The organism is Pseudomonas sp. PK-RTE-24 (genome assembly GCF_054052265.1).
Genome location: NZ_CM133224.1, coordinates 1,256,220 through 1,280,388, shown reverse-complemented (window position 1 = coordinate 1,280,388; position 24,169 = coordinate 1,256,220). Strand labels below are relative to the sequence as shown.

The 24,169-nt window shown below is 60.8% G+C and carries 18 protein-coding genes; 12 read left to right on the top strand and 6 right to left on the bottom strand.

Annotation, left to right across the window (positions count from 1 at the left end; translation table 11 throughout):
* Nucleotides 1-816, bottom strand: a complete 816-nt coding sequence (locus ACV8MC_RS05615) for an ABC transporter ATP-binding protein (protein ID WP_041477445.1) — start codon at nt 814-816, stop codon at nt 1-3.
* Nucleotides 813-2,411 carry an ABC transporter permease gene (locus ACV8MC_RS05610; protein ID WP_236168247.1) on the bottom strand — a complete coding sequence of 533 codons (1,599 nt, stop codon included), beginning with the start codon at nt 2,409-2,411 and terminating at the stop codon, nt 813-815. Before ACV8MC_RS05610 ends, ACV8MC_RS05615 begins: the two co-directional genes overlap by 4 nt.
* A gap of 395 nt (nt 2,412-2,806) precedes the next feature.
* Between ACV8MC_RS05610 and ACV8MC_RS05605 the strand changes: the two genes are divergently transcribed.
* Nucleotides 2,807-3,820, top strand: a complete 1,014-nt coding sequence (locus ACV8MC_RS05605; RefSeq protein ID WP_056787018.1) for an ABC transporter substrate-binding protein — start codon at nt 2,807-2,809, stop codon at nt 3,818-3,820.
* Between the two features lie 100 nt (nt 3,821-3,920).
* On the opposite strand, the gene ACV8MC_RS05600 is transcribed toward ACV8MC_RS05605, so the two are convergent.
* Complete coding sequence (locus ACV8MC_RS05600; protein WP_041477448.1) at nt 3,921-4,841, bottom strand: LysR family transcriptional regulator; 921 nt, start codon at nt 4,839-4,841, stop codon at nt 3,921-3,923.
* A gap of 182 nt (nt 4,842-5,023) precedes the next feature.
* Between ACV8MC_RS05600 and ACV8MC_RS05595 the strand changes: the two genes are divergently transcribed.
* A complete protein-coding gene (locus ACV8MC_RS05595; RefSeq protein WP_056787022.1) occupies nt 5,024-5,932 on the top strand; it encodes a TauD/TfdA dioxygenase family protein in 909 nt (302 codons plus the stop codon).
* 197 nt (nt 5,933-6,129) lie between these two features.
* On the opposite strand, the gene ACV8MC_RS05590 is transcribed toward ACV8MC_RS05595, so the two are convergent.
* Nucleotides 6,130-7,746 carry an alkaline phosphatase family protein gene (locus ACV8MC_RS05590; protein ID WP_457264703.1) on the bottom strand — a complete coding sequence of 539 codons (1,617 nt, stop codon included), beginning with the start codon at nt 7,744-7,746 and terminating at the stop codon, nt 6,130-6,132.
* Between the two features lie 178 nt (nt 7,747-7,924).
* The gene (locus ACV8MC_RS05585; protein ID WP_236168245.1) at nt 7,925-8,869 is read right to left on the bottom strand and encodes a LysR family transcriptional regulator; all 945 of its coding nucleotides are present in this window, start codon (nt 8,867-8,869) and stop codon (nt 7,925-7,927) included.
* Nucleotides 8,870-9,034: 165 nt separating this feature from the next.
* Between ACV8MC_RS05585 and ACV8MC_RS05580 the strand changes: the two genes are divergently transcribed.
* From ACV8MC_RS05580 to ACV8MC_RS05550, 7 genes are all read left to right on the top strand, one after another.
* A complete protein-coding gene (locus ACV8MC_RS05580; RefSeq protein ID WP_236168244.1) occupies nt 9,035-11,395 on the top strand; it encodes a TonB-dependent receptor in 2,361 nt (786 codons plus the stop codon).
* A 410-nt stretch (nt 11,396-11,805) separates the two neighbouring features.
* Entirely contained in the window at nt 11,806-12,615 is an 810-nt protein-coding gene (locus ACV8MC_RS05575) for an energy transducer TonB (protein ID WP_236168243.1), read from the top strand.
* 45 nt (nt 12,616-12,660) lie between these two features.
* Complete coding sequence (locus tag ACV8MC_RS05570; RefSeq protein WP_041477454.1) at nt 12,661-13,386, top strand: MotA/TolQ/ExbB proton channel family protein; 726 nt, start codon at nt 12,661-12,663, stop codon at nt 13,384-13,386.
* Between the two features lies 1 nt (nt 13,387).
* Nucleotides 13,388-13,789: an ExbD/TolR family protein gene (locus ACV8MC_RS05565; protein WP_056787038.1), complete on the top strand. Its 402-nt coding sequence runs from the start codon at nt 13,388-13,390 to the stop codon at nt 13,787-13,789.
* Between the two features lie 362 nt (nt 13,790-14,151).
* Nucleotides 14,152-14,733 carry an alpha/beta hydrolase gene (locus tag ACV8MC_RS05560; RefSeq protein WP_041477456.1) on the top strand — a complete coding sequence of 194 codons (582 nt, stop codon included), beginning with the start codon at nt 14,152-14,154 and terminating at the stop codon, nt 14,731-14,733.
* Nucleotides 14,734-14,784: 51 nt separating this feature from the next.
* Nucleotides 14,785-15,705 carry a sigma 54-interacting transcriptional regulator gene (locus tag ACV8MC_RS05555; protein WP_236168242.1) on the top strand — a complete coding sequence of 307 codons (921 nt, stop codon included), beginning with the start codon at nt 14,785-14,787 and terminating at the stop codon, nt 15,703-15,705.
* Between the two features lie 255 nt (nt 15,706-15,960).
* Nucleotides 15,961-16,758 (top strand): MetQ/NlpA family ABC transporter substrate-binding protein, encoded by a 798-nt coding sequence (locus ACV8MC_RS05550; protein WP_016772222.1) that lies wholly within the window; start codon nt 15,961-15,963, stop codon nt 16,756-16,758.
* Between the two features lie 830 nt (nt 16,759-17,588).
* Here the strand turns inward: ACV8MC_RS05550 and ACV8MC_RS05545 are convergent.
* Entirely contained in the window at nt 17,589-18,749 is a 1,161-nt protein-coding gene (locus tag ACV8MC_RS05545; RefSeq protein WP_056787044.1) for an AAA family ATPase, read from the bottom strand.
* A 146-nt stretch (nt 18,750-18,895) separates the two neighbouring features.
* Here ACV8MC_RS05545 and ACV8MC_RS05540 point away from each other — a divergent pair, with 146 nt between their 5' ends.
* The 3 genes from ACV8MC_RS05540 to ACV8MC_RS05530 are packed head-to-tail and all read left to right on the top strand — an operon-like array spanning nt 18,896 to nt 24,110.
* The gene (locus tag ACV8MC_RS05540) at nt 18,896-19,999 is read left to right on the top strand and encodes an efflux RND transporter periplasmic adaptor subunit (RefSeq protein ID WP_150637886.1); all 1,104 of its coding nucleotides are present in this window, start codon (nt 18,896-18,898) and stop codon (nt 19,997-19,999) included.
* Entirely contained in the window at nt 19,996-21,060 is a 1,065-nt protein-coding gene (locus ACV8MC_RS05535) for an efflux RND transporter periplasmic adaptor subunit (protein ID WP_236168241.1), read from the top strand. The genes ACV8MC_RS05540 and ACV8MC_RS05535 overlap by 4 nt, the downstream gene beginning before the upstream one ends.
* Nucleotides 21,057-24,110, top strand: coding sequence for an efflux RND transporter permease subunit (locus ACV8MC_RS05530; protein ID WP_236168240.1), 3,054 nt, complete (start codon nt 21,057-21,059; stop codon nt 24,108-24,110). Before ACV8MC_RS05535 ends, ACV8MC_RS05530 begins: the two co-directional genes overlap by 4 nt.
* The last annotated feature ends 59 nt before the right edge of the window (nt 24,111-24,169 follow it).

Sequence of the window (24,169 nt, the reverse complement as noted above, 5' to 3'; positions counted from 1 at the left end):
TCAGCAGGCAATGAACGTCAGCGGCAGATCGCGGATCTGCACCGGTGCGCTCGGTTGGTAATGGTCATCACTGGTCAGCTCGTGCAGCAGTTCTTCGCGCAGCTGATGAAAGTCGTAACTGCTGCGCTGGCGCGGGTGCGGCAGGGCGATGTCGACCACTTGCTTGATCCGCCCCGGACGCGGCTCCATCACCACCACGCGATCGGCCAGAAAAATCGCTTCCTCGACATCGTGGGTCACCAGAATCGTGGTGATCTTTGCTCGTTCGCGGATTGCCAGCAGTTCGTCCTGCATTTGCTGGCGGGTCAGTGCGTCGAGGGCGCCGAAGGGTTCGTCGAGCAACAGGATTCGCGGGCTGGCGACGAGACCGCGAGCAATCGCCACGCGCTGCGCCATGCCGCCGGAGAGTTGATGCGGATAGGCCGCGGTGAAATCGCTGAGGCCGACCAGCTCGATAAAGTCTTTGATGCGTTGTTGTTTCTGCGCTCCGCTCAGCGGTTCATTGACCAGACCGAGGCCGATGTTGTCGGCGACCGTCAGCCACGGAAACAGACGATGTTCCTGAAAGACGATACCGCGCTCGCCGCCGATGCCGCTGACGGCCTTGCCATCGACACTGATCTGTCCGCGAAACTCGGTGTCGAGGCCGACCAGCAAACGCAGCAAAGTGGATTTGCCGCAGCCGCTGGAGCCGACGATGGCGACGAATTCGCCCTCGGCAATGTCCAGGTTGAATTCGCGAATCGCCTCCAGTTCGAAACCGTTGACGGCGAAGGATTTGCCTACGTGGTTGAAGCTGACAATCGGTGCGTTCATGCGTGTCTCCAGCGGGTCGCGCGAATTTCCAGGCGTTGGCCGATCAGGTTGAGCAGGGCGCCGGTGAGGCCGACCAGCAGCATGCCGGCCATGATCAGATCCATGCGCAACAGCTGCTGCGCGCCGATCATCTGGCTGCCGATGCCGCCATTGGACGGCATGAAATATTCAGCGCCGATGGTGCCGAGCCAGGCGTAGATCAGGCTCAATCTGAGCCCTGCGAAAATCCCCGGCGCAGCACCGGGAAGGACCAGTCGACGCAGGCGCTGGCCGAGGCTCAGGCGCAGCACTTGCGCGGCTTCGTTGAGTTGCGGCGAGAGGTTGGCGACGCTGCGCTGGGTGGCGACGAACAGCGGAAAGAAAGCAGCGAGGGCGACAAAGACCCACTTGGCCAGTTCGCCGAGACCGAACCACGCGGTGAGCAGCGGCACCCAGGCGAAAATCGCAATCTGCCGCAGTGCGGCGAGTGTCGGGCCGAGCAGGCGTTCGCTGAAACGCGACAGGCCGAGCAGCAAGCCCAGGGCGAAACCGAGGCCGCCACCGATCAGCAAGCCGCCCAGGGTGCGGCTCAGGCTCAGCGCCATGCCGTTGACCAGCGTGCCGTCGAGTAGTCCGTCCCACGTCGTGCTCAGCACAGCCGCAGGGCTGATCAGAATATTCGCGTCGACCCACTGCTGATCATTGGCGTGTTGCCAGAGCGCCAACAAGCCCAGCGGCAACAGCCACGGTTGCAGGCGTTGCCAGCCCTGATAGCGCGGGCCGCGTGTGATGTGCGCGGTGGCCGGGTGCGGCCAGTGCACCAGTCTGCGGTCGAGAAGGCCGATGCCGCGATCCATGGCCACACCGATCAGACCGATGACCACGATGCACACGAACACGATGTCGAGCATGAACAGCTGCCGCGCCCAGACCATCAGATAGCCGATGCCTTCACTGGAGGCCAGCAGCTCGACCGCCAGCAACGAGGTCCAGCCGGCGGCGAGTGCCAGGCGCACACCGGCCATGAACGCCGGCAGCGCAGCGGGAAGCACCAGACGACGAATCAGCAGACGCGGCGGCAGGCGCAACACGGCGGCGGCTTCGCGCAGTTTCGGTTGCGCATCGCGCACGCCAACCAGTGTGTGCAAGGTCACCGGCACCACAATGGCCTTGATCAGCACCACCAGTTTCAGCACTTCGCCGATGCCGAAGAACACCATGAACAGCGGAATCCACGCCAGCGTCGGCACCTGCGCCAATCCGGCGAATGTCGGAAAAACCAGGCGCTCCAGACGTCGACTGAAGCCCAGTGCGGCGCCAAGCACCGCGCCGGTCGAAACGCCTGCCAACAAGCCCCAGAACAACCGTTGCAGGCTGATCCACAAATGACTCCACAACTCGCCTTGGGCCAGTTCCACAGCGCTGCTCCACACCAGCGATGGCGCCGGCAGGATCTGCTCGCTCATCCACTGATTGCGCGCGGCCAGCCACCACAGGACGAACAGGCTGACGGGCAACAGCCAGGGCAACAGGCGTTGATTCAGGCTCGGCCAGGTGCGACGGCTTTTCAGCGGCGGCGCGGCCAGCGGCAGGCTGAGCAGAGATTGACGGGCCATGGGTGACCTCCGTTGTCGGGTTGCATGGCGAACCGCTTTTCATGTGGGAGCGAGCCTGCTCGCGAATGGCTGTTTCAGGCAGCACTGATGTCGGCTGGTATGGCCTATTCGCGAGCAGGCTCGCTCCCACACTGGGTTTCGTCATATATGAAACTGATCTAACAAAGTTGCGTTCGATGCTATCGGGAGATAAGCGAATCCATTTAAGGCTTGCCTGCTTACGCGCATCCAATGCATTCGAAGAATATTTTCGATGCTGTTAATGCATATCGCGCTGCACGCCGCACAACCACTTGCTTAGCTCATAAAGATATAAAAATGTGAATTTTTAGTATTTAAGCGAATGTAGCCAGTCAGCCTACTTTCGGCTCCTCAGCGATCAAGGAGCCGCACCCATGAACCTTCCCTTCAAACGAATCCTCAGCCTGTTTGCCGTCCCCGCGCTTGCAGGCTTTCTCGCGCTTGGCGCCCAAGCCGAGGAGCTCAAGGAAATCCGCATCGCCGTGCCCGACCTCAGCGCCGGTACGCAGCACAGCGGCGGCGGCATCGTCGATGTGCTGCGCGATCAGCAGATCTTCGAAAAGGCCTTCGCCGAGCAGGGCATCAAGATCCAGTGGAGTTTCTTCAAGGGCGCCGGGCCGGTGATCAATGAGGCGTTTGCCAATGGGCAGGTCGATCTGGCCTATCTCGGTGATCTGGCCGCCATCATCGGCAAGTCCAACGGTCTGGACACGCGCCTGCTCAGCGCGACGGCGCGTGGGGTCAAGCAATACCTCGGCGTGGTGCCCGGCTCGGGGATCAAGACCTTGCAGGATCTCAAGGGCAAACGCGTGGCGATCTTTCGCGGGACGGCGACGCAGCTGTCGTTCGATGCGGCGCTGGCCAGTCAGGGCCTGAGCGAGAAGGATCTGAAGGTGATCAATCTGGATTTCAACGCGGCGGTTTCGGCACTCGCGGCCAAGCAGATCGATGCCTCGTGGGGCAGCTCCGCGCTGAGTGCCTTGCAAGCCAAAGGCCTGGCGGAATTGCCGCTCAACACCAAGGACCTTGGCGGCGCTGGCAGCGTGCAGGCGGTGCTGCTGGGTAATGGCAAGTTTGTCGACGCCCATCCTGAGGTCATTGCGAAACTGCTCAAGGCGCAGCAGCAAGCGGTCGAGTGGCTGACGCAGGACAGCAACAAGGACGCCTATGTGCAGCTGGTATCAGGGCTGGCCAGTTATCCGCCGGTGATTCTGGCTCAGGATCTGAAGGACCAGAATCTCAGTGAGATTTTCCCGTCGACACTGGATCCGGTGTTCTTGAGCGGCCTGCAGGACAAGGTCGACCTGGCGGCGCAGCAGAAGCTGATCCGCAAGCCGTTCAAGGTCAGTGATTGGGTGGCGCCTGAACTCTCAGCCGCCAAGCTTTAGATCTCCAGCGTCTTCGCTGCCCTCTTCGCGAGCAGGCTCGCTCCCACATTGGATGTGTACACAGGTCCTGTGTGGGAGCGAGCCTGCTCGCGAAAGGGTTTCAGACAGCGACGCTGACGTCCTGCCGATCCACCGCAATCAACGTCTCGATCATTGCCCTCGCTGCTGGTGATAGTCGAAACCCGGTGCGGCTGACGATGCCGCAACGGGCGTTCATGCTTTCGAGGTTCTGCGGCAGGTTGCGCCAGTGCAGCAGCACCAGCGAGCCCTTGGCAACATCCTCGGCAAACGCCTCCTCGGTACCGACACCTATCGCATTGGATTGCAGCACCACTTTGACCAGTGCCGGAAAGTGCTCGGTCTCGATGGTCGGCGAGAAATCGATGCGCCCGCTCAGGTTCGCCAGCAGCTTGCGAATGCCCGGCGGGATCAGTGTGGCGGCCAGCGGGTAGTCGAACATGTCGTTGGTCGACAGGCTTTCCTTGGCCAGCAACGGATGCCCCGGTCGGCAGAAAAACACGCCGCGCTTGGGCGTCAGCGGTTGCGTCTGGAAATTCGGGTCGGATTCGAAATGGCGGATGTCGGCGATGAAGAATTCGATCTCTTCGCGGCTCAGCGCACGGCTGAGTTTTTCCCAGTTATCCACCTGAAAACAGGTGCGCACTTTCGGGTGCGCATTGATGAACTGCGCCACCGCATCCGGCACCAGTTTCACTGCCGGCGCCGGGCCGCAGCCGAAGTGCACTTCGCCAGCGTCGAGCTTGGTCATCTGCGTCACTTCGGCGCTGAGCAAAGCTGCGCCCTGCACCAGGCTCAGGGCGTGTTGCAGCACCACCTGGCCCTCGGGCGTAGGGCGCAGATCCTTGTTGCCGCGATCGACCAGCACGCAACCGAATTCCTGCTCCAGCCCCTGAATGCTGCGGCTGAACGCCGGTTGAGTGATGCCCATGGCGTCTGCCGCACGGACAAAACTGCGGTGTTCGTTAAGGGCGATGAAGTAGCGCAACTGGCGAAGATCCATATGCTTTTCCGGCATCCTAAAAATAGCTCGAAGGCATTTGCGACGAGGGTTGCTTGAGGTTTTAAATGCAAGCTCTTATTCCGTCAACGAAGCATGTGATTATCTATTAGATGTAAATGGAATATAGATAAAGCGTTGTTTCGCTGCCGTCAAAACCGCAAGCCGTCGATGAGGGTCTTCCCATGAGCAATGCCGCACTCGCTGTAAAACCCGTTTCTCACGCGCTGGAAATTCACCCGGTGGCCGGTCGTATCGGTGCCGAAATCCGCGGCGTTCACCTGTCCGGTGAGCTGGACGCCGCCACTGTCGAAGCCATCCAGCAAGCCTTGGTCGAATACAAAGTGCTGTTCTTCCGCGAGCAGACGCAACTCGACGATCAGCGTCAGGAAGCCTTTGCCCATCTGCTTGGCGAACCGGTGGCGCACCCGACCGTGCCGGTGCGTGAAGGCACTCGCTACCTTCTGGAGCTGGACGGCGCCGAGGGCCAGCGCGCCAATTCCTGGCACACCGACGTGACCTTCGTTGATGCCTATCCGAAAGCATCGATCCTGCGCTCGGTGGTTGCGCCGGCATTCGGCGGCGATACGCTGTGGGCCAACACCGCGACCGCTTACAGCGGTTTGCCGAGCGAGCTGCGTGAGCTGGCCGACAAACTGACCGCTGTGCACAGCAACGAGTACGACTACGCCGGGGCGAAGCCGGACGTCTCGGCAGAGAAGCTGGAGCGCTATCGCAAAGTCTTCACCTCGACCGTCTACGAAACCGAGCACCCGGTGGTGCGCGTGCACCCGATCAGCGGCGAGAAGAGCTTGCTGCTGGGGCATTTCGTCAAACGCATCAAAGGTTATTCACAGGCCGATTCGGCACACCTGTTCGGCTTGCTGCAGAGCCATGTGATCCGCCAGGAAAACACCGTGCGCTGGCGCTGGCAGGCTGGAGATGTGGCGATCTGGGACAACCGCTCGACGCAGCATTACGCGATTGATGATTACGGCACCCAGGATCGCGTGGTGCGCCGGGTGACGCTCAAGGGCGAGGTGCCGGTGGGGGTGAATGGGCAGCGCAGCCAGACCATCAAAGGTCGTGATTGAAGATCAAGAGCCCCTCACCCCAGCCCTCTCCCAGAGGGAGAGGGAGCCGACCGAGTTATCTCGCGTTATGCATCGACCTGAAAGACCTTATCGATTATGGATTCGGTGAAGCTGGATCAGGTCGGTGCACCTCTGAAATATCCCCCATTCAGTCCCCTCTCCCTCCCGGAGAGGGTTAGGGTGAGGGGCTCTTCCCGCTACCAAATACCAATCTGAACAACCTTCTCGGTTTCCGGTTCGCCATAACGAAACCGCTGCCCGCGCAAATCGATCTCCGGATGGCTGATCGTCGTCCGCCGCTTCAACCCCCTCATCCACTCAAACAGATATCCGGCATGCTCCTCGCGCACCGCCGCGTATGCCGGGTCCTCACCCAGATCATTCAGCTCCTGCGGATCATTCAACAGATCAAACAGCTGCGGTCTAAACCCGTCGTACGCCAGGTATTTCCAGCGCTCGCTGCGCACCATGGTCATGCGGCAACGGTCGATCGGCTGGCCGAGACGTTCCCGCGCCGGGGCCTGGAAGGCGTAGTCGTATTCGCTGATTGCATAGCGGCGCCAATCGGGATTTTCCCCGTGCAGCAACGGGATCAATGAACGCCCTTCAAGCCGATGCTCTGCTGCCGGCAATCCCAGTGCTTGAAGAAATGACGGCAGCGCATCGATGGTTTCTGCCAAGCGCTCATCGACAGTGCCGCGAGTGACATCCGCCGCCCCCCGAGGATCGCGCACGATCAACGGCACACCCACCGCCTGCTCCAGCAAAAACTCCTTCTCGCCGAGCCAATGATCGCCGAGGAAATCGCCGTGATCGCTGGTGAACACGATCAACGTGTCATCCCAGCGCCCGTTGCTCTGTAGAAAATCGAACAGTCTCCCCAACTGATCATCCACTTGCTTGATCAGGCCCATGTAGGTGGGGATTACATTCAATCGTACTGAATCGCGGGAGAAGTTGCGGCTTTCCTCATGTTGGCGAAAGGCAGTGTATACGGGGTGTTTGCTGGCTTCGGAGAGCGTCGCGCGGATCGGTTGCAGAATCGATTTCGTACTGTACAAGGCGTGGTATGGCGACGGTACGATATATGGCCAATGTGGTTTGATGTACGAGAGGTGTAAACACCAGGATTTCTCGCCTTGCTCAGCGATGAAGTCGATGGCCCGAGTTGTAGTGTAGACAGTCTCTGAGTGTTGCTCGGGAATTCGTGCTGGCAAATTCGCATGACGCATTTTCCAGCCGCTGAGGATTTCACCGTTCTCGCCTTCGGCGGCATTCGCCCAGTCGTGCCAGGGATTCTTGCCATCGAAGCCCTGCGCGCGCAGGTATTGGGTATAGGGCGCGGATTCGCGCTTGTCGTCGAATGACGGATCGTCGGGGTAGATGCCGTCGTGGCGCAGGTACGGTTCGAAGCCGAGCTCATTGAGCAACTCGGCTTGCGCGCTTTGCGGGTTGATCGCCAGCCGCTGCAAGGCGTCGACATTGGCCGTCGCATGGGTCTTGCCGACCAGCGCGGTGCGGATGCCGTGAGGTCGCAGGTAATCGCCGATCGTCAATTCATCCAGCGGCAACGGCACCGCGTTCCAGGCCACTTGATGGCTGCTGACATAGCGCCCGGTGTAGGCCGACATCCGCGACGGGCCGCAGATCGTACCTTGGGTGTAGGCACGGCTGAAACGCACCCCTTGAGCTGCGAGGCGATCGATATTCGGTGTATGCAGATGCGGGTGTCCGGAGCAGGACAGGTAATCGCGGCGCAGTTGATCGCACATGATGTACAGCACGTTGCGCACGGGGTTGGATGGGGTGGGCATGGAGTTCACCGGTCAGTGGGACAGGTGAGGGTTTTCGCTGTCGGTGGGGGTTTTCGGCAAGTGCATTTGGGGAATGGTTTTTATGCAGCGATTGCATCAGCCTCTTCGCGAGCAGGCTCGCTCCCACATTTGAAATGCGTATTCCTGTGGGAGCGAGCCTGCTCGCGAAGGGGCCAGCTCAGACCGCGAAATTCTCCAGCGAACACACCTCCTCATCCTCCGCATCAATCGCCTTGATCTGTTCGATCATCGCCTCGGCCAGTGGCGACAACCGATACCCCGCGCGGCTGACAATCCCATAGCGGGTGTACAGCTCCTCCAGATCATCCGCCAGGCCTTCGATCTTCAAACAGACCAGCTCACCCTTGGCCAGATGCAGCGCATCGGAATACGCGCCGACAATTCCGATCGCCTCCGAACGCAGCACCACGCTCAACAGCGTCGAGCCGTTTTCGCATTCCACATTCGGGGTGAAATCAGGGCGGCCGCTGAGGTCGACGATGACCTTGCGCAGGTTCGGCGGGCGAATGCTGACCGCCAGTGGATAACTCAGCAACTGCTCGGCGGTGATGCGTTCGAACGCCGTCAGCGGATGCCCGGCGCGGCAGCAGAAATGCCATTTGCGCGCCCGCAGGCGGTGGGTCTGGTAATCCGGGTCGGCCTCGAATTGTCGGGTATCGGCGACGAAAAATTCGAACTCTTCGCTGAGCAGGCGTTTGCTCAGACTTTGCCAGTCATCGACCTGAAACTGCACCCGTGCTTTCGGGTAGCGACCGATGAACGCGCCGATCGCGCGCGGGATCAATCCGGCCGCCGGCGCCGGCCCGCAACCGAAGCGCAACTCCCCGGCTTCGAGGCCGTTGAACTGGCTGATCTCGTTGGCCATCTGCTGCGCACCACTGACCAGTCGCCGTGCGTGTTCGAGCAGGACCTGGCCCTGTTTGGTCGGCGGCAATTCCTTGCGTCCACGGTCGACCAACTGGCAGCCGACGCTGTGTTCCAGTGCTTGGATGCTGCGGCTGAATGCCGACTGCGACAGGTTCACCGCCTGCGCGCCAGCGACAAAGCTGCGTTGCTCAACCAGAGCGATGAAGTGACGCAATTGGCGCAAGTCGATATGCATTTTTCACATAAAAAATATCCGGGAAATGCATTGGATATGCATTAGGTCGACTCCTTATAAAGGCAATCTCTTATGCAGTAAATATTTGTAAATCCATAAATAAATAACTGAAAAGAATATGCAGCACTGAAGATGTCTGTGTGTTTTTTGACCAGGAGCCGCGCCATGAGTCCGTTGAATCTCGCGTTACCCCCATCTCCCCGACGGCTCAAACGCCTGCCTTTGGCGCTGTTGCTGGCAGGCAGCGCCAGCTGGACTCACGGCTATGCCGCCGAAGCCGAAACCCCTCCGCCCGTCCCCGCAGACACAGCGGCGGCCAACGGTTCGCAGCTGGAAACCGTGACCGTCACCACCCGCCGCCGCGAAGAAAGTTCGCAAGACGTGCCGACGCCAATGAGCGTGGTCAGCGGGCAGAATCTGGAGACGCAACGGGTTTACCGGATTCAGGATTTGCAGCAACTGGTGCCCAGCGTCAACGTCGCTTACATGCATGCGCGGCAGTCCAGCGTGTCGATCCGTGGCCTCGGTAACAACCCGGCCAGTGATGGCCTGGAAGGCAGCGTTGGCCTGTACATCGACAACGTTTATCTGGGCCGTCCGGGTATGGCAGTGTTCGACTTGATGGATATCGAGCAGCTTGAGGTCTTGCGCGGGCCGCAGGGCACGCTGTTCGGCAAGAACACCACCGCCGGGGTCATCAATATCAGCACCCGCGCGCCCAGTTTCACGCCTGAGCGCAGCATCGAAACATCGGTCGGCGAGGACGGTTATTTCCAGACCAAGGGCACGATTTCCGGGCCGCTCAATGATGAGTTGGCCGGACGTTTTTCCGCCTATCGGACGCGCAGTGACGGCGACATCAAGAACGAATATGACGGCCACGACCTCAACGGCGGCTCCCGCGAGGGCTTCCGCGCGCAGCTGTTGTTCAAGCCCAATGAAAATTTCAATCTGCGCTGGATCGGCGATTACAACGAAGAAGATTCCAGTGCCGGCACCCGCGTGCTGTACAACACCGGGCCGACCATCAACGGCGTCAATCTGTATGAATCGCGGGCCAGCGCGGCCGGGGCGACGCTGGTCAACGGCCGGCATCGCAAGGTCAATCTCGACAATGACCAGCACGTCACCGTGCATCAGGGCGGCACTTCAGTGGAAGCCAACTGGACGTTGCCGAGCGACTTCACCCTGACGTCGGTCAGCTCTTATCGTTTCTGGAATTTCACCCCGCGCAACGATGACGGCCTCAATGTGCCGGCCAGTTACAACGCCGGTGTGTCGGTGGAAGACAAACAGTACTCGCAGGAATTTCGCCTGGCCTCGCCCAAGGGCGAGTTCTTCGATTACGTGGTCGGCGCCTACTATTTCGGCTCGGACCTGGACAACAAATCCTTCGCCTATTACGGCCCGCAAGCGGATATCTGGAACGGCACGCCGGCAGGCGCCCTGGCCAACGTCAGCAGCGTCGGCAACGGCCATATCAAGACCGACAGTTTCGCCCTGTTTGCCCAAGGCACCTGGCACCTGAGCGAGCGGCTGGATTTCACCGCCGGGGTGCGTGGCACCTACGAGGAGAAAAACGCCTCGGTCGGCCGCAACGCGCCGGTCGGCGGTGTAGCTGTGGCCGGCGCGGCAGCCAATGCGCGTCGCGGCCGTGCCGGCGTCTACGATTCCGGAGACTTGAATCAGTACAGCTCCAGCCCCTCGGGACTGCTCAACCTGAGCTATCGCATCACCGACGATGTGCTCGGTTACGCCACGCTGTCCCACGGCGAGAAATCCGGCGGGGTCAACCTTGCGGTCGGCTCCGCACCTACCGCTGGCGCCGACTCGTTATTGATCGGCACCGAGCGCGCCAACAACGCCGAACTCGGCTTCAAAAGCACCCTGTGGGATCGCCGCCTGCAACTCAACGCCAACGTGTTCTGGACCCAGGTCAACGCTTACCAGACCAACGCCTACGACGCCGCCAACCGCGTGCAATACCTGACCAACGCAGGCTCGGTGCGCTCGCGCGGCATCGAGTTCGAAAGCACCTTGGTGCCGCTGCGTGGCCTGACCCTGAATTTCAACGGCTCCTATAACGACGTCAGCTACCTTTCGTACAAGGATGCGCCATGCCCGCCGGAAGTCAGCCAGGCCCCGGGTGCGCCGGCCTCCTGCGATCTCAGCGGCCATCAAGTGGTCGGCGCGTCGAAATGGATCGGCAACGCCAACGGCGAATACAAATGGAATCTGGATAACGGCTTCGAACCCTACGTCACCGGCAGCTATGCGTTTCGCTCCAAAGCGGTGGGCACGGTCGAGGATTCCGATTACGGGCAGATACCCAGTTACGCGGTGGTCAACCTTTCCACCGGCCTGCGCGGTGATTTCAATCAGGGCCAGTGGGATGTCTCGCTGTGGCTGAAAAACGCCTTCGACAAAACCTACTACACGACTCTGTGGACCGGCGGCAACGGCGGCTATGAAGGCCTGCTCGGCACCCCGCGAACCCTCGGCGTTACCGGTCGCTACGACTTTTAATTGAGCTTTCAAGGCGCTGACCTGGACATGGCCGTTCAACCAATCCTCAGCGGCGCCGGCAAGCAGACGCAGCTGATCGACAGCGACGGCGGCAATCGCGCCTAACATCGGCATTCAGCGAACCAAAACCAGCCTTTTAAGGCGTTAACGGATGCCGTAGCCGAATACTTTTCATGCCGTAAAAGCATGGCGTTTATGGCAGATCGCTGCAGGCCTTGTAGTGCGCGGCTTCGGTAAAAACGGACGATTTGTATATTCCTTGAAGGCCTATGGATAACGTTAAAGATTACTTTCGGTGATAAGCGTCCACAGCCAATGATTGCCCCATCGACTACGCCGTGGGGGCTTCAAGAATGGCGGGTCGATCGCTTTGGCTCGTAGAACGGAAAGAGACCGCAGGGAGTTGAACAATGGGCAATGTCCAGACCGCCGCCAGCGCAGGGGAATTGCTGTGGCGGCACACGCCGAGTGGCGAACTGGTCGATCTTGGCCGGCCGCACCGGGTGCCGTTGGGGCAGTTGCGTTTGCAGCGTGCGCCCAAGGGCATTTTGAGTCGGCGCGAAACCCTTCTGCTCGGTGTGCTCGCGTTGATTGTGCACGGTGCGGTGATTTATTGGGTCAGCCAGAAACCGACGCCAGTGCTGCCGGTGGTACCGCCGGAAATTCCGCCGATGACTATCGAGTTTTCTCGCCCGGCTCCGCCCGCGCCGCCGGTTGTTGCGCCGCCACCACCGGCGCCCGTGGTCGAGCCGCCACCGCCAGTGGAGGACGAGTTGGCGGTGAAACCGCCGCCGCCCAAGCCGATCGCCAAACCCAAACCGGTGGTGAAACCGCCGCCCAAACCGGCGCCGAAGGCAGTAGAGCAACCGCCAGCGCCAGCGAAACCCGCAGCCCCGGTCGCCGCTCCAGCGCCTCCTGCGCCACCGGCACCGGCGCCTGTTACTCCGGCTTCAGCCAACGCTGCGTATCTGAAAAATCCGGCGCCGGAATACCCGTCGCTGGCCCAGCGGCGCGGTTGGGAAGGCACGGTGTTGTTACGGGTGCATGTGTTGGCCAGCGGCAAACCGGGCGAGATCCAGATTGCCAAAAGCAGTGGTCGGCAACAGCTCGACGATGCGGCGCTGAATGCCGTCAAGCGCTGGAGTTTCGTCCCGGCCAAGCAGGGTGATGTCGCCCAGGACGGCTGGGTCAGCGTGCCCATCGATTTCAAGATTCATTAAACCGAAACCAAATTCGCGCGAAATGTTTACACGAGGGAACACATCATGACGTTACTGGCATCTCCACTGGAATCCATCGAAAGCGCGGTGATCTGGCTGCTGGTGGTTTTTTCCGTTGCCACTTGGGGCCTGGCGTTGCTCAAGGCTGTGCAGTTCGGTCGTCTGAAAGCGCAGGATCGGCGCTTTCACAAACGTTTCTGGGCGGCGTCGAGTCTGGATGCCGCGGCAGAGTTGAGCGAAACCCAGCCCGGCGCCGCAGCGCGAGTGGCGCAGGCTGGCTATGCAGCGATCCAGGTGGGCGAGGCGCCGCAGGCGAATGATCTGAGCCAGGCGATCAACCATCAGGATCGCCTCGAGCGTGCCTTGCGCCAGCAGATCGTCCGCGAACGGCGTTCGCTGGAAACCGGTCTGGCGGTTGTCGCGAGTATCGGCAGCACCTCGCCGTTCATTGGTCTGTTTGGCACGGTGTGGGGAATCATGGAGGCCTTGAAAGGCATCAGCGCCGCCGGTTCGGCGAGCCTGGAAACGGTGGCCGGCCCGATCGGTGCGGCACTCGTCGCGACCGGCGTGGGGATCGCCGTCGCGGTGCCGGCGGTGCTGGTTTACAACTATTTTTTGCGAAGGCTGAAACTGACCGCCGCGGATCTCGATGACTTTGCCCACGACTTCTACAGCCTGGCGCAGAAGAGCGCGTTCCGCGTGCTGATCCACCCGACCGCACACAAAGTGGCAACGTCGGGCAACGCGGCAAAAGTGAAGGAGGCGTCCTGATATGGCCTTCTCCACGCAAGACACGGATGAGGTGCTCAGCGAAATCAACGTGACGCCGCTGGTAGACGTGATGCTGGTGCTGCTGGTGGTGTTTATCGTCACCGCGCCGCTGCTGACCAACGCGATCCCGATCAACCTGCCGAAGACCGAAGCGGTGGCACCGGTCGAGCAGAAGGATCCGCTGGTGGTGAGCATCGACGGCGTCGGCAAACTGTTTATCAACAAGGACGAGATTCAGCCCGACTTGCTCGAATTCAACCTCAAGTCGGCCAAAGCCAAGGACCCGGAGGTGCGCGTGCAATTGCAGGCCGATGACGGGGTGAATTACGGCGAAGTGGCGCGAGCCATGGCTTCGATCGAACGGGCGGGGATTACCAAGTTGTCGGTGATTACTGCGCGGTGACAGATTTCGTTTTTCCGGGGCCGTCTCCTTGGCAGGGTGCGGCCCTTTTTTTGCGTTCAGTTTTTGAAAAGCCCCTCACCCTAGCCCTCTCCCGGAGGGAGAGGGGACTGACCGGGTTGTCTGGCGGCTATACACCGATATGAGAAATCCAGTCGAACTCAAGATTTGAAGAGCCTGAAGATCAGCTCCCTTTCCCCCTCGCTCCTTGGGGGAGAGGGCTGGGGTGAGGGGGAAGAATCTCATGCCCTACACAGATCACATATTCGATACAGGTCTTAATAAATAGCTTCTTATTCCTTAACGAATATAACTCATCTCCCTATACTCGACCCGGAACAGACACGACGCAGGAGAGCTTCCCCATGCGCAACGAATCAATCCGCTACCTGATTGTGCCGGGCTGGCAAGGATCGCCAGAAGATCATTGGCAAAGCCATTGGCAGAACAGCCTGCCGAACAGCGCACGGGTGGAACAGGCCGATTGGCTGACGCCGCGTCGTGAGGACTGGGTCGCCGCGCTGGCCGAAGCGATTGCCGCCGACAGCACGCCGGTCATTCTCATCGCTCACAGCCTCGGCTGCATCACCGTTGCCCACTGGGCGGCGACTGCGCCGCTGCAATACCTGCGTCAGGTGCGCGGGGCGTTGCTGGTTGCGCCGGCCGATGTCGAGCGTCCTGCATGTGCGCCGGCACTGCGCAATTTCGCGCCGATCCCGACGGATCTTTTGCCGTTTCCCAGTCAGGTCGTCAGCTCCGACAACGACGCCGCCGTCAGTGCCCCGCGCGCGCTCGAACTGGCACGCAACTGGGGGGCGGAGGCGGGGATTCTTGCCGGTGCCGGGCACATCAACGTCAAGTCCGGGCATCAGCGTTGGGAGCAGGGTTTCGCCTATCTCTATCGCCTGCAAAACCGCCTGGAAGACCACGCCCGCCGTCGCGCCTGATCTAATTTTTCAACGCCCCCGTCGGCTGGCGGTTTTGGGCGGGAGCCTGCCATGAGTTTTGAAACCTTCGGTCAGCCCTTGCTGACCTTTCCCGATGCGGAAAAGAGCCCCCTGAGCATTCGCGCCAAGGCGCTGGTGTTCGTCGACCCACGCTCGCGGCAATTGCGCGAGGAGTTGGAGCAGTTGGCTCCCCGTTCGATTTCAGTGTTGATTCGCGGTGAGACTGGCACCGGTAAAGAGCTGCTCGCCCGGCATATCCATCGCGCCAGTGACCGCAGCGGTCTGTTCGTTTCGGTGAACTGCGGCGCGATCAGCCCGACCTACGCCGACGCCGAGCTGTTCGGCTACGCCGCCGGCAGTTACAGCGGTTCGGCCAGCAGCCGCGCCGGCTGGTTCGGTTCGGCCAACGGCGGCACCTTGTACCTGGATGAGATCGGCGATTTGCCGCTGCCGATTCAGGTCAAGCTGCTCGCGGCGCTGGAAAATCACGAAGTCACCCGCGTCGGTGCGCATCAGCCGAGCCCCGTGGATGTGCGTCTGGTGGCGGCGACCAGCATCGATCTGGCCCAGGCCGTGGACGCCGGGAAATTCCACGAGCGTCTCTATCACTATCTCAGCGAGGGTCATCTGGAGCTGCCGGCGTTGCGCGCGCGGACTGGCGACATTCTCTCGCTCGCCGAGTATTTCCTTGGCATCTACAGCCAGCGTCTTGACCTGCCCGTACCGCTGATCAGCGAAGCGGCGCAACATGTGCTCGAACAACACAGTTGGCCGGGCAACACTCGCGAACTGGAAAACGTCATCCACTTTGCCCTGCTGGTCAGCACCGGCGACGAGATCCTGCCGGAACATCTGAATCTGCCGCCGGTGCTGACGCAGATCGAAAGCCAGATCAAACAGATCCTGACCACCGGCTCCCCCGCTGACCAAGCCGCGCTCAAGCAATTGATGGCGAACGTCAAACTTCTGTAGGAGCTGCGGCACGCTGCGATCTTTTGATCTTCAGCTGTCTCAAAGCCTTGAAAATCAAAAGATCGCAGCCTTCGGCAGCTCCTACAGTTGAGGTAGAGCTGTATGAACAAAATGGAATATGAAGCTGAATAAACGTTATTGTCCGGGAATAAAAAATCCGGGTATTGTCCGACCCACGCCAGCGATATCACTTCACTGGCACACGTATTAAATGCCGTCGTCGATGACGACCGTGATTTTCGATAAGGACACTGCATGAAAAAGGTTCTGTTGTTTACCGCATTGGCGGCTGCGCTGACGGCTTCTTTCGCCAACGCCGGCGAGAAACTGGTGGTTGCCGCAACGCCGGTGCCCCACGCTGAAATCCTTGAGCTGATCAAACCGACCCTGGCCAAAGAAGGCGTGGATCTGGAAATCAAGGTCTTCACCGACTACGTGCAGCCGAACGTACAGGTTGGCGAGAAGCGTCTGGACGCCAACTACTTCCAGACCCTGCCGTACCTGAACAGCTTCAACCAGGGCAAATACAAGGACGACAAGTCCAAGTACCTGGTGACCGTGCAGGGCGTCCACGTTGAACCGTTCGGTGGTTACTCGAGCAAGTACAAAACCTTGGCTGAACTGCCGGATGGCGCCACCATCGCCATCCCGAACGAAGGCAGCAACAGCGGCCGTGCGCTGATCCTGCTGCAGAAGGCCGGTCTGATCGAACTGAAAGATCCGAAAAACGCTCTGGCAACGCCGAAAGACATCGCCAAGAACCCGCACAACTTCAAGTTCAAGGAACTGGAATCGGCGCTGCTGCCGCGCGTGCTGAAAGAAGTTGATCTGGACATGATCAATACCAACTACGCGCTGGAAGCCAAGCTCAACCCGCAGAAAGATGCGCTGGTGATTGAAGGCGCTGACTCGCCATACGTGAACTTCCTGGTGGCCCGTGAGGACAACAAGAACAGTGACGCGATCCAGAAACTGGCCAAGGCCCTGACCAGCCCGGAAGTCAAAGCCTTCATCGAGAAGAAGTACAGCGGCGCGGTATTGCCGGCGTTCTGATCTGACGCTTGAGTGAATCCGCTTCAGACGTGAAAACGCCGATGGCCAGTGATGGTCATCGGCGTTTTTGTGTGTCTTGAAAAGCCCCTCACCCTAGCCCTCTCCCAGAGGGAGAGGGGACCGATTGGGGGATGCTGTAGAGGCCCGCCGACCTGTTCGTGCGTCGCTGAATCCATAATCGACTCGGTTCGTCAGGTCGATGTACGACGAAAGACACCACGGTCGGCCCCCTCTCCCTTCGGGAGAGGGTTGGGGTGAGGGGCTTTCGACTTACGCTGTAGTCTTCAACGCCCGGCGCAACGCCCTGAGCAATTTCACAATGTCCTGCGGATCCAGCCGCTGCGGCACTTTTACGTCCATGTTGTTCTTCCTTGTGGTGGATGGGCCGGAGAGTCTGGCCAAAAGCTGTGGGTCCTTGGAGGTCTTTCCTGAAAAAAAGATCCGTCCTACAGCGCAAGGAAAAATAGCCGTCTTATTCCTTCCCGGCAAACCCGCAGAATAATGTTTAAGCGAGATGAATGTGGGCAGCCCAGATGGGCTAAGCAAAATTCGGTCACCCAATATGTGCGCAAAGAGCTGAGTGATGACACCCGGCCTGAGAGTGTGATTGGTGAAGGGGGCAAGTGGTTGGGGTGATTGCCCGTTGGATCAGCGGTGAGGCTCGCCCCTCACCCCAGCCCTCTCCCAAGGGAGAGGGAGCCGATGTCTGGGCTTTTCAAAATCAGGTTCGACTTCAGGCTTTCAGGTCGGCGTAACTCTCGCAAACAACTCGGTGAAGTCCCCTCTCCCTCTGGGAGAGGGTTAGGGTGAGGGGCTTTTCGCTGGCACCCTCAATCCGGCCACTGCCACGCCGGCTCATCCAGCACCCGCTGCCCGACAATCCCGGTCTGGCCCAGCGTCTTCTCCAGCACGATGCAATTGCATTCCGGGTCTTCCTGCAACGCCGAGATCAATCGTCGCGCATGTGACACCACCCACACCTGACACTGCTCCGAAGCGCGAATGATCAGCCGCGCCAGCGCCGGCAGCAGGTCCGGGTGCAGGCTGGTTTCCGGTTCGTTGAGCACCATCAGCGATGGCGGTCGTGGGGTCAGCAGGGCGGCGATCAGCAGCAGATAACGCAAAGTGCCGTCCGACAGTTCTGCCGCTGACAGCGGTCGCAACAAGCCTTCCTGATAAAACTCGATAGCGAAACGCCCACCGGCCAACAGTGCGATATTCAGCCGCGCGCCGGGAAACGCATCGCTGATCGCCGCGCTCAGTGCTTGCGGATCGCCAATCTCGATAATTGTCTGCAAGGCCGCCGCCAGATCACGGCCATCGTGGTGCAGGACGGGCGTGCGCGTGCCCAGTTGCGGCTGACGCACCGGCGCGTCGGCATCGCTGCGAAAGTGATCATAAAAGCGCCAGCGCCGGATGAATTCGCGCATCTGAAACACTTCCGGCGAGCTGCGCAGATTGCCGACCTGATCGAACAGGCTGTCGAAGTTCGGCGTGTGTTGCGCCAGCACATCCCAGGCGCGACCTTCACGGGCGCGGATCATCGGGCCGTTGCGGTCGACCAGCAGGCTCGCCGGGCGAAACACCGGGCCGGCCCAGATGCACTCACGCTTGATTTCCGGGTCGAGGGAAAAGCATGAAGTGCTCGGCTCCGGCAGGCCCAGGCCGATGGCGTAACTGAAATCCTCGCCGGCGAATCCCAAGCGCAACCTTTTCACGCCTTGGCGCACCGTCGGCTCGATCGCCACTTCACCGTTGCGCATGCGTCGGCTGATGGTTTCCGGCCCGGCCCAGAACGTCGATTCCAGCCCGCCCTCACGCGCCAGTGCATTGACCACACCGCCCTGGGCGGTTTCCGCCAGCAGGCGCAAGGCGCGGTAGAGGTTGGACTTGCCGCTGCCGTTTGGCCCGGTAATCAGGTTCAGGCGCCCGAGCGGAATCACCAGTTTGTTGATCGAGCGGTAATTGGCCACGGCCAGGGTGTTGAGCATGAAATCCTTCTCCGGGTCACTGCGATACGCGGGGAGCATACCTTTAATGAGATAAATCTGGTGTTGGCGTCCGCAACCGTGGAACCCTGTTCTAAGCTCTGAAGTCGTATCGTCTCGACAGCAGCATTTAAGGCCAAGGAGTGTGCATGGCGGGTCCCGGATTGAAAGTGCTGATGGCCGTGAGCGCCATGGCGTTGCTCACCGCTTGCGGCGACAAGAAGCCTGCTGAGGAATACTTGCCACGGGTCTTTGTGCAAGAGGTCGAACCGGCCAACTACGCCGCAGCGGTGACCCTCACCGGTGATGTGCAGGCGCGGGTGCAGACCCAGCTGTCATTCCGCGTCGGCGGCAAGATCATCCAGCGCATGGTCGATGTCGGCGACCGCGTCACGGCCAAACAGGTGCTGGCCAAACTCGATCCGAAGGATCTGCAGACCAACGTCGATTCCGCTCAGGCCCAGGTCGTCGCCGAACAGGCCCGCGTTAAGCAAACGGCGGCCGCTTTCGTGCGTCAGCAAAAACTCCTGCCCAAGGGCTACACCAGCCAGAGCGAATACGATTCGGCACAAGCCGCGCTGCGCAGCAGTCAGAGCGCATTGAGCGCGGCGCAGGCGCAACTGGCGAACGCCAAGGACCAGCTCAGCTACACCGCGCTGATCGCCGATGCACCCGGGGTGATCACCGAGCGCCAGGCCGAAGTCGGCCAGGTGGTGCAGGCCACCGCGCCGATTTTCAGCCTCGCCCGCGATGGCGACCGCGACGCGGTATTCAATGTCTACGAATCGCTGCTGGCCGAGCGTCCGTCCGATCGTTCGATCGTGGTCAGCCTGCTCGACGATCCCGCGATCAAGACCACCGGCACCGTGCGTGAGATCACGCCATCGGTGTCTGCGCAATCGGGCACCGTGCAGGTCAAGGTCAGCCTCGACAAACTGCCGCCGGGCATGCAGCTCGGTTCGGTGGTCAGTGCCACCGCCAAGGGCACCGGCAAATCGGCGGTGGAACTGCCTTGGTCAGCGCTGACAAAAAACGTCAGCGACCCGGCGGTATGGCTGGTCGATGACAAGGGTGAAGCGCAGTTGCACACGGTCACGGTCGGCCGTTACCTGACCGGTAAAGTGATCATCAGCGAAGGTCTCAAGGGCGGCGAGAAAGTCATTGTCGCCGGCGGTCAGTTGCTGCACCCCGGCATGAAAGTCGAGATTGCCGAAAACACCTACAAGGATCTGCAACCGGGAGCGCAGCCATGAAGCGCCTCGGCCTGTTGTGCATGGCGTTGCTGCTGGGCGCCTGCTCGGAAAAGGAAACGCCGCCGGAACCGGTACGTCCGGTGCTGTCGGTCACGGTCAAAGCGCTCAACGAAGAAAGCCTCGGGCGCTTTGCCGGGAGCATTCAGGCGCGTTACGAGAGCAACACCGGTTTCCGCGTCGGTGGACGCATCGCCAGCCGCAACGTCGATGTCGGCGCCGAGGTGCAGAAGGGCACCTTGCTCGCCACCCTCGATCCGTCCGATCAGCAAAACCAGTTGCGCTCGGCTCAAGGCGATCTGGCGAGGATCCAGGCGCAGTTGATCAACGCCCAGGCCAATGCACGCCGTCAGCAAGCGCTGTTCGATCGCGGCGTCGGTGCGCAGGCGCAACTGGACGTCGCCAACACCGATCTGAAAACCACTCAGGCCTCGCTCGATCAGGCACGCGCGGCGGTCAGCCAGAGCAAGGATCAACTGAGCTACACCGAGCTGCGCTCCGATCATAAAGCCGTGGTCACCGCGTGGAACGCCGAAGCCGGGCAAGTGGTAACTGCCGGCCAACAGGTGGTGACGCTGGCGCAACCGGACATCAAGGAAGCGGTGATCGATCTGCCCGATACGCTGGTCGATCAGTTGCCCAGCGACGTGGTGTTCTCGGTGGCCGCGCAACTCGACCCGAGCATCAACACCACGGCGATCATCCGCGAGATCGAACCCCAGGCGCAAAGCGCCACGCGCACCCGCCGCGCGCGCCTGACCCTGTCGGATACGCCGGACGGTTTCCGCCTCGGCACCGCGATCAGCGTGACCCTCAGCTCGGCGATCAAGCCGCGCATCGAACTGCCGGTGACGGCGTTGCAGGAAGCCGACGGTAAAATCCGGATCTGGGTGATCGACACGCAGAACAAAACCGTCAACCCGCGCGACGTCAGCGTGGTCAGCCGTGGCGACAACAGCGTGGTGCTGGCCGGTGGCGTGCAAAACGGCGAGCGCGTGGTCAGCGCCGGCGTCAACAGTCTCAAACCCGGACAATCGGTAAAACTTGACGAGGATAGTCAATGAAAGGCTCTTTCAACCTCTCCGAATGGGCCTTGAAGCACCAGTCATTCGTCTGGTACCTGATGTTCGTCGGGCTGCTGATGGGGGTGTTCTCCTACTTCAATCTCGGCCGCGAAGAAGACCCGTCATTCACCATCAAGACCATGGTGATCCAGACCAAATGGCCGGGCGCGACCCAGGAAGAAACCCTCAAGCAGGTCACCGACCGCATCGAGAAAAAACTCGAAGAGCTCGATTCCCTCGATTACGTGAAAAGCTACACCCGCCCCGGCGAATCGACGGTGTACGTGTACCTGCGCGACACCACCAGCGCTGAGGACATTCCGCAAATCTGGTACCAGGTGCGCAAGAAGATCGACGATATTCGCGGCCAGTTTCCCCAGGGCATTCAGGGGCCGGGGTTCAACGATGAGTTCGGTGACGTGTACGGCTCGGTCTACGCCTTCACCGCCGACGGCCTGACCATGCGCCAGTTGCGCGATTACGTGGAACAGGCGCGGGCCGAGATCCGCAACGTGCCGGGGCTGGGCAAGATCGAAATGGTCGGCCAGCAGGACGAAACGATTTACCTGAATTTCTCCACGCGCAAACTTGCCGCGTTAGGTATCGACCAGCGCCAGGTGGTGCAGAGCCTGCAATCGCAGAACGCGGTGACTCCGGCCGGGGTGATCGAGGCGGGGCCGGAGCGGATTTCCGTGCGCACCTCGGGCCAGTTCGAGTCGGAGAAAGATCTGGCCGAGGTCAATCTCAAGCTCAACGATCGCTTCTATCGTCTGGCCGACATCGCCGAGATCAGCCGTGGCTACGTCGACCCGGCGACACCGGAATTCCGCTTCGACGGCAAACCGGCGATCGGCCTGGCGATTGCCATGCAGAAGGGCGGCAACGTTCAGGAATTCGGTAAGGCGCTGCACGAGCGAATCGACCAGCTCACCGCTGACTTGCCTGTCGGCGTCGGCGTGCACACCGTTTCCGATCAGGCGGTGGTGGTGGAAGAGGCCGTCGGCGGTTTCACCAGCGCGCTGTTCGAAGCGGTCATCATCGTGCTGGTGGTGAGCTTCATCAGCCTCGGCGTGCGCGCCGGTCTGGTGGTGGCCTGCTCGATTCCGCTGGTGCTGGCGATGGTGTTTGTGTTCATGGAATACAGCGGCATCACCATGCAGCGGATTTCCCTCGGCGCGCTGATCATCGCCCTCGGTCTGCTGGTGGACGACGCGATGATCACCGTGGAAATGATGGTCACCCGCCTGGAAATGGGCGAGAGCAAGGAGCAGGCGGCGACGTTCGCCTACACCTCGACGGCATTCCCGATGCTCACCGGTACGCTGGTGACCGTCGCCGGTTTCGTGCCCATTGGTCTCAACGCCAGTTCGGCGGGTGAATATACGTTCACGCTGTTTGCGGTGATTGCCGTGGCGATGATCGTCTCGTGGGTGGTGGCGGTGTTCTTCGCACCAGTGATTGGCGTGCACATCCTCAGCGACAAGGTGAAGGCCCACGATGCCGAGCCGGGTCGCGTCGGTCGCGCCTTCAACGGTGGTCTGTTGTGGGCCATGCGCAATCGTTGGTGGGCGATCGGCGTCACCGTGCTGTTGTTCGTGCTGGCGGTGTTCTGCATGCGTTTCGTGCAGAACCAGTTCTTCCCCGCTTCCGACCGCCCGGAAATTCTGGTCGACCTGAACCTGCCGCAAAACGCCTCGATCGACGAAACCCGCAAGGCGGTGGACAAGCTCGAAGCGACGCTCAAGGGCGACCCGGACATCGTGCGCTGGAGCACTTACATCGGTCAGGGGGCGATCCGTTTCTACCTGCCGCTGGACCAACAGTTGCAGAACCCGTACTACGCGCAACTGGTGATCGTCAGCAAGGATTTCGAAGCCCGCGAGTCCCTCAGCCAGCGCTTGCGTGAGCGCCTGCACAAAGACTTCGTCGGCATCGGCAGCTACGTGCAGGCTCTGGAAATGGGCCCGCCGGTGGGGCGTCCGATTCAGTATCGAGTCAGCGGCAAAGACGTCGATCAGGTGCGCAAACACGCCATCGACCTGGCCACCGAACTGGACAAGAACCCGCACATCGGCGAGATCATTTACGACTGGAACGAGCCCGGCAAAGTCCTGCGCATCGACATCGCCCAAGACAAGGCGCGGCAACTCGGGCTGTCGTCCGAGGACGTGGCTAACCTGATGAACAGCATTGTCAGCGGCTCACCGTTGACCCAGGTCGATGACGACATCTACCTGATCAACGTGGTCGGTCGCGCGGTGGATTCAGAACGCGGCACGCCGGAAACCCTGCAGAACCTGCAGATCGTTACGCCGAGCGGCACCTCGATTCCGCTGCTGGCGTTCGCCACCGTGCGCTATGAACTGGAACAACCGCTGGTCTGGCGTCGCGACCGCTTGCCGACCATTACCATCAAGGCCTCGGTGCGCGACGAGATTCAGCCGACCGATCTGGTGAAATTGCTCAAGCCGTCGATCGATGCTTTTGCCTCGAAACTGCCGGTCGGCTACAAGGTCGCCACCGGCGGCACGGTCGAGGAAAGCGGCAAGGCCCAGGGGCCGATTGCCAAGGTGCTGCCGCTGATGCTGTTCCTCATGGCAACGTTCCTGATGATCCAGTTGCACAGCGTGCAGAAGATGTTCCTGGTCGCCAGTGTGGCGCCGCTGGGGTTGATCGGCGTGGTCCTGGCGCTGGTGCCGACCGGCACGCCGATGGGCTTCGTGGCGATCCTCGGGATTCTCGCGCTGATCGGCATCATCATCCGCAACTCGGTGATTCTGGTGACGCAGATCGATGAGTTCGAGCAGAAAGGCTATGCGCCGTGGGACGCGGTGGTCGAAGCCACCGAACACCGGCGCCGACCGATCCTGCTCACCGCAGCGGCAGCGAGCATGGGCATGATCCCGATCGCCCGCGAAGTGTTCTGGGGGCCGATGGCCTACGCGATGATTGGCGGCATCGTCGTGGCGACGCTGCTGACGCTGCTGTTCCTGCCGGCGCTGTATGTGGCCTGGTACAAGATTCGCGAACCTGAAAAAAAATCTTCCTGAAGCAAAAGCAAAAATCGCAGCCTTCGGCAGCGCCTACAGGGAAACGCATTCCAACGTAG

What these genes read in the sequence shown, in the direction of transcription:
- ACV8MC_RS05595 (WP_056787022.1), top strand. Translation starts at nt 5,024, where the DNA reads ATGAGCAATGCCGCACTCGCTGTAAAACCCGTTTCTCACGCGCTGGAA.
- ACV8MC_RS05550 (WP_016772222.1), top strand. Translation starts at nt 15,961, where the DNA reads ATGAAAAAGGTTCTGTTGTTTACCGCATTGGCGGCTGCGCTGACGGCT.
- ACV8MC_RS05530 (WP_236168240.1), top strand. Translation starts at nt 21,057, where the DNA reads ATGAAAGGCTCTTTCAACCTCTCCGAATGGGCCTTGAAGCACCAGTCA.
- ACV8MC_RS05600 (WP_041477448.1), bottom strand. Translation starts at nt 4,841, where the DNA reads ATGGATCTTCGCCAGTTGCGCTACTTCATCGCCCTTAACGAACACCGC.
- ACV8MC_RS05615 (WP_041477445.1), bottom strand. Translation starts at nt 816, where the DNA reads ATGAACGCACCGATTGTCAGCTTCAACCACGTAGGCAAATCCTTCGCC.
- ACV8MC_RS05580 (WP_236168244.1), top strand. Translation starts at nt 9,035, where the DNA reads ATGAGTCCGTTGAATCTCGCGTTACCCCCATCTCCCCGACGGCTCAAA.
- ACV8MC_RS05555 (WP_236168242.1), top strand. Translation starts at nt 14,785, where the DNA reads ATGAGTTTTGAAACCTTCGGTCAGCCCTTGCTGACCTTTCCCGATGCG.
- ACV8MC_RS05565 (WP_056787038.1), top strand. Translation starts at nt 13,388, where the DNA reads ATGGCCTTCTCCACGCAAGACACGGATGAGGTGCTCAGCGAAATCAAC.
- ACV8MC_RS05540 (WP_150637886.1), top strand. Translation starts at nt 18,896, where the DNA reads ATGGCGGGTCCCGGATTGAAAGTGCTGATGGCCGTGAGCGCCATGGCG.
- ACV8MC_RS05585 (WP_236168245.1), bottom strand. Translation starts at nt 8,869, where the DNA reads ATGCATATCGACTTGCGCCAATTGCGTCACTTCATCGCTCTGGTTGAG.
- ACV8MC_RS05545 (WP_056787044.1), bottom strand. Translation starts at nt 18,749, where the DNA reads ATGCTCAACACCCTGGCCGTGGCCAATTACCGCTCGATCAACAAACTG.
- ACV8MC_RS05575 (WP_236168243.1), top strand. Translation starts at nt 11,806, where the DNA reads ATGGGCAATGTCCAGACCGCCGCCAGCGCAGGGGAATTGCTGTGGCGG.
- ACV8MC_RS05560 (WP_041477456.1), top strand. Translation starts at nt 14,152, where the DNA reads ATGCGCAACGAATCAATCCGCTACCTGATTGTGCCGGGCTGGCAAGGA.
- ACV8MC_RS05590 (WP_457264703.1), bottom strand. Translation starts at nt 7,746, where the DNA reads ATGCCCACCCCATCCAACCCCGTGCGCAACGTGCTGTACATCATGTGC.
- ACV8MC_RS05605 (WP_056787018.1), top strand. Translation starts at nt 2,807, where the DNA reads ATGAACCTTCCCTTCAAACGAATCCTCAGCCTGTTTGCCGTCCCCGCG.
- ACV8MC_RS05570 (WP_041477454.1), top strand. Translation starts at nt 12,661, where the DNA reads ATGACGTTACTGGCATCTCCACTGGAATCCATCGAAAGCGCGGTGATC.
- ACV8MC_RS05535 (WP_236168241.1), top strand. Translation starts at nt 19,996, where the DNA reads ATGAAGCGCCTCGGCCTGTTGTGCATGGCGTTGCTGCTGGGCGCCTGC.
- ACV8MC_RS05610 (WP_236168247.1), bottom strand. Translation starts at nt 2,411, where the DNA reads ATGGCCCGTCAATCTCTGCTCAGCCTGCCGCTGGCCGCGCCGCCGCTG.